Below are 13,893 nucleotides of genomic sequence, written 5' to 3'. Positions count from 1 at the left end.
TACAACCACGACCTGGAACCTCCACGTCGACGAGAAACTGCGCCGCGACCTGCCTGATGGGTCGGCGCGCATGAAGATCCTCGGCGCACCGGGCGCCTACAAGGTCGACTGGTGGAGTCCAGAGCCGGGTGAAGACTGGGAACCTGTCGAGCGCGGCGAGTTCGACGACGTCGAGGAGCCAGAGAATGTGTCACACCTCGCATAACCAACAGTTAGGCCGTTTTCGGTTCAAGCAGTGATTCCATGTTTTCCTGCAATTCGTCGTACCCCTCAAACTCGAATAGCTCAGGGATTCGGGCTGTCGCTTGCGCTTTTTGTACTTTTTCACGGGCTCGACCAGCGTGACTACGTACAGTCCCGGTCTTCACGTCAAGCGCATCGGCGATTACGTACTCGTTCTTGTTTGCTTCACGCATCACGTAGGTCAAAAACTGCTTTTTCGTGAGGGTGGAGTTATCCAGCAGTTCCTGATACTGTTCCCGATACGCCTCCACATATTCACGGGAGAATTCAGCTGCGACGTGAAATCCACCCCCAGAGGCAACTTCGCCGAGGACCCCAGGACCACGGTTTGTTCCGACATAGAATTCCTCCTCCTCCGCATCCCAGTGTATATCGGGGATTACAAAATCAATCCCCATCGGTGATTCACGAAGGAATTCCAGCTTTTTCTCTTTCTCAGGATTGTTCTCCCAGTTACTAACAACCTGTTCGAGTGCCATACGGGAGAGATTGGCATCAAGTCCGGGGTGACCATCACGGAGAAGAACGGCTAAATCTCGGTCAGTAATCGTGTCTTGGTCTGCGCTGTCGGACATAGTGATTACTGATAGGGTAATCAAACAAAGTATTTATATTTTGGGTTGGTGCAGAAGACGAGGTGCTACAGATCGTGGACATACAGAGTCTATTGTTGCGCCGGTGATGGGTGCCGGCGCACACGTGCCGGCGATGATCGATGTCGACACGGAGTCAACTCAGATTCGTCGAACGAGTGGACCAGGACGGCGAACCAACCGATAACGACCGTGTCGCGCAAGTGTACCGACATTCGGACGGCTACCCGGAGAGCGTGCTTCGCGATCTTGCGCAGTCGAAGGAACTTCTCGACGCGACCCGTGCCGAGCGAGGACCGGGTTACACGGCAGCGTCGTTCGTGTTCCTCGACAAGCTCTCGACAGTCGACCTGTATCTGGATGGTGACGCAGATCGAACAATCGACGCAACACAGCCAGCGGATCTCCTCGAGCCGGACAATATGGAGCACCTCGACCAGCCGATGTTCCTGCTCGGACACGGTGTCGAGAATCCAGCCGACGGCATTCACGGCGACGAGGAGTATCTCTACGTCGTCGAGCTCCCGGCCCGGAATCCGTTCGAGGAGCCGTCCGAGTGGACCGTCAAGGTGAGTGGTCACTCCGCCTTCCCGCGCTGGGATGGTCCGACCGAGGAAGCCTTCGAGCGGGCCAGCTGGCAGTTCCGCGGCCCGCTTGAGCACGCGCTCGAAGAGCTGGTCGCTGAGCCGGCGTGAACGCGTAGCCCGCTCAGATGATGCCGCCGATGACGAGTAGGCCGACGACGACCAGCAGCGTCGCGACAACGCTTCCCCCGGCCAGCCACTTGTTCTCCATCGCCTTCTCGTGAAGCGGCATCGCGGCGTACTCCTCGCGGAACGCTTCGAGATTCTCCTCGTCGTAGAAGTACTTCGTCTTCAGCGCGAACCGTTCCGTCACCGCACACCCCGTACAGACCGGCTCGCCTTCCAGCCGCTCCGTTTTGATGTGGCTGGAGCAGGCGATTGCCCCGCAGTTCGAACAGTAGGTGTACGTCTCGTCGCCGCCGCTCGTGTCACAGTGGACGCAGCGGTGGATGCCGTCCTCGGCTGTTACTCGTGATGGGCCTGCCACGTAGTACTCGTATGGGTAGGTGTACTCCTGAAGGTCGGTCGTGTGCCGAACCTCGGGGAGGTACACTGGTTCGATCGATTGGACGGAGATGTCCGAGCGGTTCGGCTCGCAGGTCTTGTTGTACGTGACGTTGTTGTCGCCGGTGTAGGTCACCGTCGTCGTGTGGTGCTGCTGGAGGCGCTCGACGGCCCACTCCTTGTACTCCGTCTGAGTCTGTCCGAACCGGCGCTCCTCGACGTCGTCGAACACCTCGCCGAACTGCTCGGCGTCGAGGTCAACCGTCGCGTGGAGGTTCTCGGTGACTAGCGTCGCGACATCTTCGTCGACGACCTGTGGCTGTCCGCGCTCGGCGTGGGCGACGAATCGCGTCCGGTCGTTGATCCGGTGGATGACGCCCACCGACGTCTCGAAGACAGCGTTCGTGTCCGCGGTGACAGCGACCACCGGGCGGAACGTCACCGATGAGTGTGGGTCTGGAAGGTCGGCGGCCTCGATGTTCTCGATGTCGCGGAACGCCTCCGTGACTGGCGCGTCGACGTCGGCGGCTGGATCGTAGGGACGTAGGGTCTCGTTGCAGAGAATCTCGATGCGACCGTTGTAGAGGTCGAGGCCGATCTCGTCGGCGATCTCCCGGAGGTCCTCGCCATCGAGCAGCTCGATTGGATGTGGGTCGTCGTTCTGCTGGAGGCGGTCGGCGTACTCCTGAGCAGGGTTCGTAAACCGGCCGGTCGTGACGACCATCCCGCGTTTGGGGCCGTCGAAGTCGAACGTCGCGATGGCGGAGTGGAGCTTCTGGACGACCGGCCGCCCGACTGTCCCCGTGTGCTTGCACTCGACGATAATCGCACGCCGCGTGCCGTCGACGACCTCCTCCATGATGACGTCGCGACCCTCGTCAGCAGTGCGGTCGGCTTGGCGGACGTTCTCGTAGCCGAGGTTGCGGAACACGTCCTCTATCACGTCCTCGAACTCGAACCCCGAGAGATCGTCCAGTACAGCCATCCTCAATTATGTGGATAGTGTGAGAGGAATAACCATCTCTTTTGCGATGGGATAAACCGACATAGCGAACGGGAATTCACCGCCGATGATAAGCCAAAGAGCCCACCGTTGACAAACATTAATATTTACAATTCAGACGAGTATAACCTATTATAGAGACGTTCCACGGATGTTGGAAATCCACCGCACCCACCGAGCGCGAATCCACAACCACTCACAGGTGGCAGAGCCACTCGACCGGCACGGGTGGAGTGCCAGCAAACTCTGGAACGTCGCCAACTACTACTCCCGCCAACAATGGGAAGACACCGGGGAGATCCCTGGTCACGAGGAACTCAAAAGCGAGCTGAAGGATCACGACAAGTACCGGGGGCTGCACAGTCAGTCCAGTCAGCGGGTTCTGGAGGAACTCGCTGAAGCCTTCAACTCGTGGTACTCCTCAGACGATGACCGGGACAACCCGCCCGGATACCGCAAACGCAACTACTACGACGACCAAGGCCGCTGCGTCCACGAAGAACACCCGCGCAGCACGGTTACGTGGAAGCAGAAGGGCATCCGACACGACCCGAAACACAATCGCGTCCGCCTCAGCAAAGGCGCGAATCACAAAGACCACCCACGGGACCGCGATTACATCCTCGTCGAATACGAGACGCGACCCGGCATCTCGGTCGAGAACCTGCAACAGGTTCGTGCCGTCTACGACAACGCGAAGGAACGCTGGGAACTCCACCTCGTCTGCACAGACGATATTGAGACGCCAGACGCACCCGGAGAGGAGACCGCTGGCATCGACCTCGGTATCTCGAATTTCGCCGCTGTCGCCTACAGTATGGAAGAGGCCGACCTATACCCGGGTAATCGGTTGAAACAGGATGGCTACTACTTCCCGAAGGAGATTGCCAAGTGTGACGACAGTGGTGGCGAGCGGGCGGCACGGCTGCACCGGAAGTGGTCTGAGCGCCGCCGGCATTTCTTCCACGCCCTCGCCAAGCACATCGTCCAGCGGTGTGTGGAGAAGGGCGTTGGCCGAGTCAACGTCGGAGATTTGAGTAGCGTGCGTGAGGATGAGAACGGTCAGGCGAAGAACTGGGGACAGCACGGCAACCTTGACCTGCACGGGTGGGCGTTCGACCGCTTCACCTCGATTCTCGAATATAAGGCGAAGGCCGAGGGGATCGAGGTCGTGGAAGTGGACGAGGGTGGGACATCGAAGACGTGTTCTGTGTGCGGGAAAGAAGACGATGGGCAGCGTGTTGAGCGCGGCTTGTACGTCTGTGAGGAGTGTGACGCAGCGTTCAACGCAGACGTAAATGGGGCGGAGAACATCCGTCTCGACATCAACGACAGCGCAAGTAACTCCGAGTCCACCTCTGGGGATAGGAGTACCGGCTGGTTGGCCCAGCCCGGAGTCTACCTGTACGACCTCTCCTGCGGATTCGAACCGCAGGCCGAGGTGGTGGACTCTAAACCTTAATATCCCAACGCTCGGGAATCCCATCTCTTCAGGGGTGGGAGGAGGTCAAGTGGACAGTACGTTGCCGAACGCTACGCCGTCCTGTTTGTTGAACCCCTGAGAGGGGTGCGGGGGTCACCGAACCGCCCGCGAGCAACGAATGAATGGGAATGTACCTGTAGCAAGTTCGGAATCGGTTCCAGAAGCATCGCCCGCACAGTCCCACCGAGACACAGTCGAGTACGTCGGCTTCCGCGTCGACGGCCAAGCCGTCGTCCTGAACCTATCGGAGCATCGGCGACTCTCCCTCGAGCGCAGTCTGGACCTCGCCAACCACAGTTCGCGTATCCAACCGAAGCTACTTACGTGATACAGGCGTATCACAGCATATGAGCACTGACAGCGACGCCGGCGGCGACGGTGAAATGGAGAAGATCAACGTCCGAGTTCCACAATCCCTACTGGCACAGGTCGACGACGTCTGGGAGGAGCGTGGCTACGCGAACAAATCAGAGTTCATCCGCGACGCGCTTCGGGACGCTGTCAACCCGCCAACGCAACTTTCCGAGGAAGCGCTGGAGCATCTGGCCGAGAGCCGCAAGCAGCGGGAGCAGGGCGAGACGGTGTCGCAGGACGACGTGAAGGACCGGCTGGGCATCGATGACTGAGGTCGAGTGGACACCAAAAGCACTCGATTTACTGGACGGGCTTGAATCGGAAGCCCAAGAGCGGTTGGTGAAGAAACTCGACGAGGCGAAAGATTGGACCTCTCATCGCCTTGAAAAGCTTAGCGGGTATCCGTACTACAAGCTTCGTGCCGGCGACTACCGTGCAATCATCACATGGAACCGAGACGAAGATGTCCTGATTGTCGAAGCGGTCGGGCATCGCCGGAATATCTACGACCGCCACCTCCCACCGTAACACACGCTGTCTACAGACCTGCTCGGGTCGGTGACAAACCCGGTCTGAAATTCAAGTACAATACCGGTTGGTAGTGTTTATTGCCCCCGAGAGGGGTGCGGGGGGATTCACTCCCCGTCACCGAGCCATGACCGAATCAGAGTACCCCTGGCGAGACGAATCGCTCCTCTACGAACTCTACTGGGAACAGGAGTTGAGCACGGTCAAGATCGCGGACAAACTGGGCTGTACGCAACAGACGGTCTCGAAGTGGATGCAGCGATTCGACATCCCACGTCGAGACGCACGAGAAGCGGCCCCGAACCGTCGACGGCATCCCGCCGTGTTCACCGATCGTGGTTACGTCATCTGCGCCTCGAACTATCGTGGGACGACGGATTCCGTCGGGATTCACCGACTCGTAATGGTGGCAGAGCGTGGGTTCGCCGCCGTCGCTGACAAGCACGTTCATCATAAAAATGACGTCCGATGGGACAACCGGCCGGAGAATCTCGAACTCCTCAGTCGCGCCGAACACGCCGAACGACACGGCTTCGGGTCTGAGATTAAACCAACGGACCACGAGTGGGACGTGTCCGATCGCGAGCGGGACGAACGGGGGCGATTCAAATGACGACGGCGTACGTCGGCCGACGTCGACGAGGAGAGCTCGTTGTCACTCGCCGTCCCGAGGACACAGAACTCACGCCCGACCGCAGTCTCGATCTTGTCAATCACAGTCCGAGTGGCTTCGAGGTCGGGTATAGTGGTAGCGGGCCCGCCCAGCTCGCGTGCGCACTCCTACTCGACTACTACGACGATGAACAGTTCGCCCGTGAGCACTACATCGCGTTCCGGAATCAGGTAGTCTCACAGCTGGAGTGCGACGGTGCAGCGGCGTGTTGGCACCTCACTGGCGAGGAGATCGACGCCGCGATGGCGACCCTTACCGACGACGTCGTCGCCCTCGCCGACGGCGGACGGCCGTCACCGACGCTCCCCGAGAACTGGCGAGCCGTCTCTCGCCCGGACCGGCGGGTCTTCCAGCGCGCTGATCGCGACCACTACATCGTGCTCGGGGATGGAAGCGACGAGTGGCTGGTCGTGCTCTGCAGCCAGGGTGACCGGGCATATCCTGCCCCGCTCGCACATCGGACAGTTGTCGAGGAGGCTGACGTAGAACGGGTAATCCAAGAACTCGCCGAAGAGAGCAACGACCTCATCGAACCCCCGGAGGGGGAGCACTGATGGAGACGCTTCGACTGGCGCGAGCCACCCATCAGCTCCTCGAACGTGGTGTCGAGGCGCTCGAGAAAATCGGGCGTGAACTGGAGCGATACAACGACCGACAGGAGCGCACCGACGACACCGACTCGTGACCGAAACTCACTCTCTAGACCAAATACGGAGTACCGGCTTCCAGTATACGCCTACCCCCGATGGGTGTTCGTGTCCCATCCATCGGGAAGGCCAGCCGGTCACGGCGCCGCTCGGTTTGGGGTTCGCAGAGCGCGTCCATATCGAATCGATCCCGCGCCACGTCGCCGGCGCGATCTACGAAGCGCATCACTCCTATATGGACGATATCCCCCGGACGAATCTCGTCCATCACGGACTCTGTTACCAGGACCAGCTACTAGGTGCGATTACGTGGCGCTATCCGCTGATTCGCTCACTGGAGTACGACGGGACGCGATTCGAGGGTGACGAAATCGTCGAGGCAGCACGGATTTGCATCGGCGTCGATTTCCCCAATCTCGCCTCTGCCGCCCTCGCCCGGTCGATGGAACGATTCGTGCGTCGGCACGGTCGGCGACGAGGCGTTCGGCTCCTGCTGACGTTCGTGCGAGCCGACTTCGACGGCTCGATGATCAAAGCGCTCAGAGACAAGGGCTGGCACTGTGCCGGTAAAACGGACCCCGGCCAAGCGGGAAATCGCCCCGATAAGCAGATCCGAGAGCAGCCAAAGTGGCGGTTTCTCTGCGAAGTTCCAGCTGAGTCCGACCGGGAACAGGCCTCACTCGGGAGGTGGTCCCCGTGACCACGAATGCCAGTCTCGATGAATTCGTAGCGGAGGTTGATTCGGACAGCCAGACAGATGACGGCCCATCGGTCGTCGACCAGCTTTTGAAACCGGTATCGCCGTCGCTCGGACTACGGCTCGTCCCCGGCAGGGGTGACCCAATATACCTCCAAAACAGGGGGACCGAACGCTACCTGTTCCGAGATGACCACGAGCGATGGTTCATCCTCCAGCCCTCAGCCAAGAAATCGGTCGACGACTTCGTTCGCTGGGTGTATCTCCCCGAGGACAAGCCAACCGAGATCGCCCGAACAGCGATGGGGCAACGGACGGTTCTCGGCTACAGGTACGTTACGCGGAGCGAGGCCCCCGAGCCGGTGGCGACGACGGTGACAGCGATGTTCGTCAGCGAGCCTTGGCCCGATGCCACCTACGAGTGTGGATCCTGTAGTAGAGAGTTCGACTCACCGCAAAGCCACGCTCGGCATTGCTGGGAAGCACACCCCTGGGTTCCAAACCCTGAGCAGGTCCGGGTACGGAGAGACGAATCTGAGTAGTTCTGACATCTGATCCGAGCCGCGGACTGGACCTGGATTAACCAACACTCCTCGCCGTTCAGAGGCGGGTGTTGGTTAACGTGGTGTTGTTTTTGCGCCCGGGAGAGGGGCGCAGGGCGCGAGACGATGCAGTCGCACGTCGACGAGGATTCCTAAAGTGAGGTGACTAAGATGAAAGATCCAGAGTCCAGAACCATCTTCGCTGGCGTCGATGGACGTACCGACACCGAACTACCAGAGTGGTACCGAGAGCGACACGGGGATGCAGACCCTGTGACCTTCGCCGAGGCGATTCGCGATCTTCCGCAGGCCGTCGAGACGACCGTGGCGTACCAGAATCCGTACACCGACGAGTGGGTCGAGACGGAGCGGTTCAACGCGCTCGTCGAGCCGAGTCGAGCCCGGGAGCAGGCCCGAGATGAGGACACGGAGACGGATCCGTTGTTCCACGTGCCCACCGACTCGTACGCGATCATCAACCCGGTCGACGTCTACGGGCCGCTGGAGGAGGTCCTCCGCGAGGAGACCATCGACGGGACCCCGCTGGGCGAGGTGATGTTCGGCGAGATTCGGCGCTACCGGGGCGGCGGCGAAGTCCATATGGACATCATGTTCGACGGCCTCGAGGTGCGCCTGCCCGGCCGGTCGGACCCGATCACGATGGGCGTCACGTCGGGCTACGACTTCTTCGGCGAGCACGCCGTCTACGTGGAGGGGTTCGCCCAGGATGGCTACTGGTCGAACACGATGCGCTCGCTCACCGACAAGGAGGTCATCAAACACGTCGGCGACGTCCGGAACTTCCGGACCTGGTGGGAGGAACTCCTCGCACAGATCGAACTCGTCGCCGATGACCTCTTCGAGTTCATCCGGGACGCTCAGGATATCGACCTCGACTTCTCGGAGCTTCCGTTCACCGTCACGGAGTTCTACACCCTGCTGGGCTTCCCGGACTACCTGGCCGAGCGTGCCGCCGGCGATGCAGAAGCCAATGCGGCGTCCCCCTTCGAGATCGATATGTGGACGCTGCATTCCGGCGCGACGTACGCACTCACCCACTTCTTCCAAGGGAAAGAGGGGGCGTCCCTCGATCAGTACGTCCGCATTGCCAACGACATCCTGTTCAACCCGGAAGGCACGATCGAGCGCGTCGAGCAGGCGTACGAGCAGCAGCTAGAGGCGGACGGCGACGACGGGTCGCAAGCCTCGCTGGCCGGCGAACGAGCGCTGGCGAGCATCGAGCGCGTCAGCGACGACCTGCAGGAGAAAGTCGAGCAGTTCGAAGAACGCGAGGACGCGCTGCGTGAGCGGTTCCAAGAGGCGATGGCCTGACGCCGCGTCGGTGGCATAGTCATTTAGTCTGTTTTCTAGCCCTCGAGAGGTGGAGGCCAACAGAGATGGCTCAGTCCGCGATCAGCGACGGGAGTGATGATGAATTCCCACCTGAGAAACGTCTCGAAGCACCCAATTACCGACTGATCATGGCCGGTATCGCGACGATCCCGGATATGGAAACTCTGCAAGAGTGTGTTGCCTACGAGAACGCCCACCAGAATCGGACGCAGATCCTGCGCCGGCTCAAGTGGAAGGCCGAAGAGCTACGGGAGCAGGAATCATAATGGATTGGTTGATTCCGTTGCTACGAGTAGCCTGGCTCTGGAGCTCGCCATGCGACCGCAATTCCACAGATAGCCAGGCCTCCAGCGAGTAAAAATGCCGTATCGAAGCCGGCCAGATCGACAATAACCCCGCCTGCAATTGGGGCAATGAACGCGCCTGCCAACCCAACACTCGTCTGGAACGCGACCGCTGTCGCGGCGACCCGCGAATCAACAACCTCCCGGACGTACGTAAAGGACAGACCGAGCGTCAACTGGACCGCAAATCCAGTGAGGAGGAGGAGCGCGACGAGCAGTGGCAGCGACCGAAACCGCGTAAAGACGAGCACGAGCGGAGCCGCGACTGCGAAGGATCCGAGGACGATGGGTTGACGACGGCCACCGAAGACACGATCAGACAGGAGGCCACTACTGATCCGGGAGACCACCCCGATTGCGGGGAATACTGCCACCAAGAGGCCACTCACTGCGAGTGACAGGCCAAGTTCGGCGGTGAGATACGACGCGCCCCAGCTATTCACGAACAGGTATAATGAATAGCCGAGAAAGCCGAGCAGCCCGACCGACCAGACACTCCGGTTCCGGAGGACCGCACCGAACTCCTCGAGAGAAGGAGCGTCTCCCCGGCTCGTTCCGAGTCCGCGACTGGCCGGCCAGAACAGGACGAGGCCGACGACCGTGAGGCCGGTGAATGCGACAAAGATGGCGGGCCACCCGAACCGATGCGCAATCAGTGGCCCGGTCCCCTGCCCGAGCGCGAATCCGATCGGACCACTCGCGGTGAAGATGCCGACCGCGGTCGCTCGATTCTCGCTGGTCGCTGCCCGACTCACAATGTCGATGCCAGCGTTCCAGACGACGACGTAGGCGACCCCACCAAGCGCTCGTGATGCAATCACAGACCGATAATCCCCTCGCCGCCCAGCGATCCATCCCCACGTCCCGGCGACAACGAGTGTCAGCACTGCGAGTGCCATCGCAGTCCGGGAATCCGCCCGGTCGAGCGCCGCTCCAGCTGGGAGGCTTGCGATCACCGCGGTGCCGAACATGACCCCGACCAGGAACCCTGCGATCGTCGGCCCAATATTCAGTGCGTCGCGAATGAGTGGGGTAACACTCGCCGGGACGATCTCATAGGCAGCGAGCCCCGTCGAGATGAGACTCGCTCCAGCGACGAGTCTCCACGCCGGCTGGCGCTGCTGTTGCGGTTCCTTGCTCGTGGCGTCTTCGGGCTGGGTGGTGGGAGGTCGGGTAGTCATTCCTCGAGAGTCTGGTTGGATAGCGGAACGCTGAAATCGGGAAGAGTCGGTCGACCGCGAAAAGTCCCGATAATCGCGTTTTCATATTCCGTAGCGCGCTCCCTATCTCACGGGGTTAAACAACAAACGTCTTTGGCGCGAGGCGGTTAGATAGTTAACTAGCAATGGACGTACATTCCGACCCGGGCCAGTACCGGAGCTGGAGGCGAGTTCGCATCGGCACCGAGAGTAACATTCGCCGTCCCTCAATGGTCGAATAATGACTGCTTCCCCACCCATTCTGGATGTGTCGACGGTGTTGCTTGTCGGGACAGACGACTGGCTCACGCAATTCGCCACGACGCTCGAGAAACGGACTGATGCCACCGTACAACACGTTCGAACCAAGACGGAGGCAATCGACACCATCCGGACGCACCCCACGGACTGCCTCATTACCGAGTACGCACTCGAAGAGACAACCGGACTCGACCTCCTCCGAGAAATCCGCGAGGAATCGCCTGCGCTCCCGGTCCTCCTCGGGGCTACTGCCGGGAGCGAAGCCATCGCCAGCGAGGCCATCAAGGCCGGTGTCACCGATTACATCGCGCTCTCGGACCCGCCAGCACAGATGACCGACGAACTCATCGACCGAACCGAGCGTGCGATCCGAGCCGCACAGCGGTCGGCCACGCAACGGGACCGGGCCAGACAGTTCGACGCGATCTTCAACGATTCGCGAACTGCGACGTGGGTGCTTGACCCGGATGGCGCACTTGCCCGCGTGAACGAGACAGCACGGGAGATGGTCGATGAAGACATCGACACGATCGTCGGCGACCCCTTCTGGACGCTTCCGTGGTGGTCACAGGCTGATGCAACGAACACGGACGTCCAACAACTCGTGGAGAAAGCACTCGACGGAACGTTCGGCAACGCGGTCGTCCCACAGCCGCCAGACGTCGATGATCCGCGCGTTATCGACCTTTCCGTGCGCCCGGTCGAGAACGAGCGCGGCGATCTCGTCTCGATCGTCGTCGAAGGCGTCGATATCACCGAGCGCGTCGACCTCGAACGGAATCTCAGAGAATCCGAAGAACTGCACCGGGTCACGCTCAACAACATGACCGATACCATCCTCATCACGGACGAAGCCGGCGAGTACACCTACGTTTGTCCCAACGTCCACTTCATCTTCGGCTACACCGTCGACGAGATCCGGAACCTCGGAACGATCGACGACCTTCTCGGCGACGACCTCTTCGACCGGGAGGAACTCGCGGAAGACGGCGTCCTCAAGAACATTGAGACGACGGCGACCGATAAAGCTGGGCGCGAGCACACGCTCCTCGTCAACGTGCGCGAAGTCTCGATCCAGGACGGGACTCTCCTCTTCAGTTGTCGGGACATCACGAAACGCAAGCAACGCGAAGAGGCACTCGCCACGCTCCACGAAACGGCCCGCGATTTCCTCTACGCCGAAACTCACCAAGAAATCGCCCAGCACGTCGTCGACGACACACCTGGTGTGCTAACTCTCGATGCGAGTGCGGTCTACCTCTTCGACGGTGAGGCCAACAATCTTCGACCCGCAGCCCACTCGACGACGATGACCGAGCTGAACGGGCCACTCCCGATCGTGCACGCCGACGGGGAAACGCTCCCGAGCTACAGTTTCGTCGAAGACGAAGCGTTGTTCTTCGACGACGTTCACGACGCAGACCGACTCGAAAATCGAGCAACTGACCTCCGAACTGCGGCCTACATCCCGCTCGGCAACCACGGTGTGTTCGTTGCGGGCTCGAACCAGGTCGGTGCATTCGATGAGGTGACGCGAGAGTTGGCCGATCTGCTCGCGGCTACTGCTGAAGCAGCCCTCGACCGCGTCACACGGGAATCACGACTCCGGGAACAGGACCGAACACTCCAGACGCAAAACGAGCAATTGACCGCCCTGAACCGCATCAACGAGACGATACGGGAAATCGATCAGGCTCTCGTACAGGCGGAGACGCGCGAGGAAATCGATCACACGGTCTGTGAACTGCTGACCGCCGACGACCGGTTCCGGTTCGCCTGGATCGGGACAATCGATCCGACGACCGACACCTTGGAGCCTCGTGCCTGGGCCGGGACCGAACAGGGGTACTTGGATAGTCAGTCGTTCGCCGTCCAGGCATCGGGTGCAGAACCAGCCGGCCAAACCGCAGCCACTAGCGACGTGACGATGGTGACGAACGTCGCTGCTGGTCTCCGTGACGAGGCGTGGCGGAAAGACGCCATCTCCCGGGACTACCTGTCCGTATTGAGCATCCCGCTCGTGTACAACGACCTCACTCACGGCGTGTTGACGGTGTACGCACCAACCCAGGATGCGTTCGACGAGACGGCGAAGGCCGTCCTAGGAGAACTCGGCGAAACCATCGCATCCGCTCTCAGTGCAATCGAACGGAAGAATGCGTTGCTCACGACGTCGATGACACGTGTCGAGGTCACCATCGACGACCCGAAGTTTGTCCTCTCACGGCTGGCACAGGACGCGGAGTGCACCCTCTCGTATCAAGGTGGCGTCCAGCAGTCCACGGAAGGCAGCTACGTGTTCGTGACCGTCGAAGACCGGCCGGTAACTGACGTGGCAGACGCGGCCTCGCAACTGGTCGGTATCGACGACGTGCAGCAGATCAGCGCGGACGGCGAGAGGGGCGTTCTACGGCTCCGGCTCACACAACCGTTCCTCGCCTTGGAGCTGGCCGATCACGGTGCCGTCTTCCGCGAAGCGACCGCTGATCCAACCACGACGACGCTCGTCATCGATATCCCGGACAGCATCGACGTCCGAACGATCACGCAGCTCGTCCGTGAGACGTTCGCTGGCGCTGAACTCCGTGCCAAGCAGACGCTCGATCAGACCGCAGAACACAATCTCTACTCGAAGTTCCTCGATTCAGTGACGGAGCGGCAACTGGAGGTGATCCAGACGGCGTACTACAGTGGATTCTTCGAGTCGCCCCGTGAGAGCACGGGCGAAGACGTAGCGGAGACACTCGGCATCTCCCCACCTGCATTCTATCAACACGCCCGGACCGTCCAACGGAAACTGTTTGCTGCACTGTTCGAAGAGAACAATCTCCCGGTGGCGGCCTCCACGGACACAGTTCAATAATAAACCCACTGGTTGAAGCGCT

The 13,893-nt window shown here is 60.6% G+C and carries 16 protein-coding genes and 1 pseudogene; 14 read left to right on the top strand and 3 right to left on the bottom strand.

The genetic code is table 11. The features are described 5' to 3' along the window. On the top strand, nucleotides 1–205 hold a 205-nt coding region (locus tag U3A55_RS04220), incomplete at its 5' end, for a DUF7567 family protein (protein WP_442978267.1). A 7-nt stretch (nucleotides 206–212) separates the two neighbouring features. Here U3A55_RS04220 and U3A55_RS04215 read toward each other — a convergent pair. After that, nucleotides 213–818 carry a hypothetical protein gene (locus U3A55_RS04215; protein ID WP_229774170.1) on the bottom strand — a complete coding sequence of 202 codons (606 nt, stop codon included), beginning with the start codon at nucleotides 816–818 and terminating at the stop codon, nucleotides 213–215. Nucleotides 819–958: 140 nt separating this feature from the next. On the opposite strand from U3A55_RS04215, the gene U3A55_RS04210 reads away from it, so the two are divergent. Next, nucleotides 959–1,531, top strand: a complete 573-nt coding sequence (locus tag U3A55_RS04210) for a hypothetical protein (RefSeq protein WP_330990231.1) — start codon at nucleotides 959–961, stop codon at nucleotides 1,529–1,531. Between the two features lie 13 nt (nucleotides 1,532–1,544). On the opposite strand, the gene U3A55_RS04205 is transcribed toward U3A55_RS04210, so the two are convergent. Then, nucleotides 1,545–2,909 carry a restriction endonuclease gene (locus U3A55_RS04205; RefSeq protein ID WP_330990230.1) on the bottom strand — a complete coding sequence of 455 codons (1,365 nt, stop codon included), beginning with the start codon at nucleotides 2,907–2,909 and terminating at the stop codon, nucleotides 1,545–1,547. A 169-nt stretch (nucleotides 2,910–3,078) separates the two neighbouring features. Here U3A55_RS04205 and U3A55_RS04200 point away from each other — a divergent pair, with 169 nt between their 5' ends. From U3A55_RS04200 to U3A55_RS04155, 11 genes and pseudogenes are all read left to right on the top strand, one after another. After that, entirely contained in the window at nucleotides 3,079–4,389 is a 1,311-nt protein-coding gene (locus U3A55_RS04200; protein WP_330990229.1) for an RNA-guided endonuclease InsQ/TnpB family protein, read from the top strand. 139 nt (nucleotides 4,390–4,528) lie between these two features. After that, a pseudogene (locus U3A55_RS15200) lies at nucleotides 4,529–4,708 on the top strand (DUF6166 domain-containing protein); the annotation flags it as partial. Between the two features lie 49 nt (nucleotides 4,709–4,757). After that, nucleotides 4,758–5,036, top strand: coding sequence for a ribbon-helix-helix domain-containing protein (locus tag U3A55_RS04195; protein WP_121570670.1), 279 nt, complete (start codon nucleotides 4,758–4,760; stop codon nucleotides 5,034–5,036). Then, entirely contained in the window at nucleotides 5,029–5,292 is a 264-nt protein-coding gene (locus U3A55_RS04190; protein ID WP_330990228.1) for a type II toxin-antitoxin system RelE family toxin, read from the top strand. Before U3A55_RS04195 ends, U3A55_RS04190 begins: the two co-directional genes overlap by 8 nt. 127 nt (nucleotides 5,293–5,419) lie before the next feature. Then, nucleotides 5,420–5,905 carry an HNH endonuclease signature motif containing protein gene (locus tag U3A55_RS04185; RefSeq protein WP_330990227.1) on the top strand — a complete coding sequence of 162 codons (486 nt, stop codon included), beginning with the start codon at nucleotides 5,420–5,422 and terminating at the stop codon, nucleotides 5,903–5,905. Next, the gene (locus U3A55_RS04180; protein ID WP_330990226.1) at nucleotides 5,902–6,519 is read left to right on the top strand and encodes a DUF6166 domain-containing protein; all 618 of its coding nucleotides are present in this window, start codon (nucleotides 5,902–5,904) and stop codon (nucleotides 6,517–6,519) included. Before U3A55_RS04185 ends, U3A55_RS04180 begins: the two co-directional genes overlap by 4 nt. After that, nucleotides 6,519–6,650, top strand: coding sequence for a hypothetical protein (locus U3A55_RS04175; protein WP_008458061.1), 132 nt, complete (start codon nucleotides 6,519–6,521; stop codon nucleotides 6,648–6,650). The genes U3A55_RS04180 and U3A55_RS04175 overlap by 1 nt, the downstream gene beginning before the upstream one ends. A gap of 116 nt (nucleotides 6,651–6,766) precedes the next feature. Further along, nucleotides 6,767–7,312 (top strand): hypothetical protein, encoded by a 546-nt coding sequence (locus U3A55_RS04170; protein WP_229774172.1) that lies wholly within the window; start codon nucleotides 6,767–6,769, stop codon nucleotides 7,310–7,312. Continuing rightward, complete coding sequence (locus U3A55_RS04165; RefSeq protein ID WP_330990225.1) at nucleotides 7,309–7,851, top strand: hypothetical protein; 543 nt, start codon at nucleotides 7,309–7,311, stop codon at nucleotides 7,849–7,851. Before U3A55_RS04170 ends, U3A55_RS04165 begins: the two co-directional genes overlap by 4 nt. A 171-nt stretch (nucleotides 7,852–8,022) precedes the next feature. Then, nucleotides 8,023–9,183 (top strand): hypothetical protein, encoded by a 1,161-nt coding sequence (locus U3A55_RS04160; protein WP_330990224.1) that lies wholly within the window; start codon nucleotides 8,023–8,025, stop codon nucleotides 9,181–9,183. A 65-nt stretch (nucleotides 9,184–9,248) separates the two neighbouring features. Further along, nucleotides 9,249–9,470, top strand: coding sequence for a hypothetical protein (locus tag U3A55_RS04155; protein ID WP_135830752.1), 222 nt, complete (start codon nucleotides 9,249–9,251; stop codon nucleotides 9,468–9,470). A gap of 20 nt (nucleotides 9,471–9,490) precedes the next feature. On the opposite strand, the gene U3A55_RS04150 is transcribed toward U3A55_RS04155, so the two are convergent. Continuing rightward, a complete protein-coding gene (locus U3A55_RS04150; protein ID WP_330990223.1) occupies nucleotides 9,491–10,729 on the bottom strand; it encodes an MFS transporter in 1,239 nt (412 codons plus the stop codon). Between the two features lie 259 nt (nucleotides 10,730–10,988). Between U3A55_RS04150 and U3A55_RS04145 the strand changes: the two genes are divergently transcribed. Then, the gene (locus tag U3A55_RS04145) at nucleotides 10,989–13,871 is read left to right on the top strand and encodes a bacterio-opsin activator domain-containing protein (RefSeq protein ID WP_330990222.1); all 2,883 of its coding nucleotides are present in this window, start codon (nucleotides 10,989–10,991) and stop codon (nucleotides 13,869–13,871) included. Nucleotides 13,872–13,893: the final 22 nt, after the last annotated feature.

This window comes from Salarchaeum sp. III (genome assembly GCF_036418315.1).
Taxonomy (GTDB): domain Archaea; phylum Halobacteriota; class Halobacteria; order Halobacteriales; family Halobacteriaceae; genus Salarchaeum.
The sequence above is the reverse complement of the archived record's forward strand: the minus strand, read 5'-3'. Positions and strand labels throughout refer to the sequence as shown.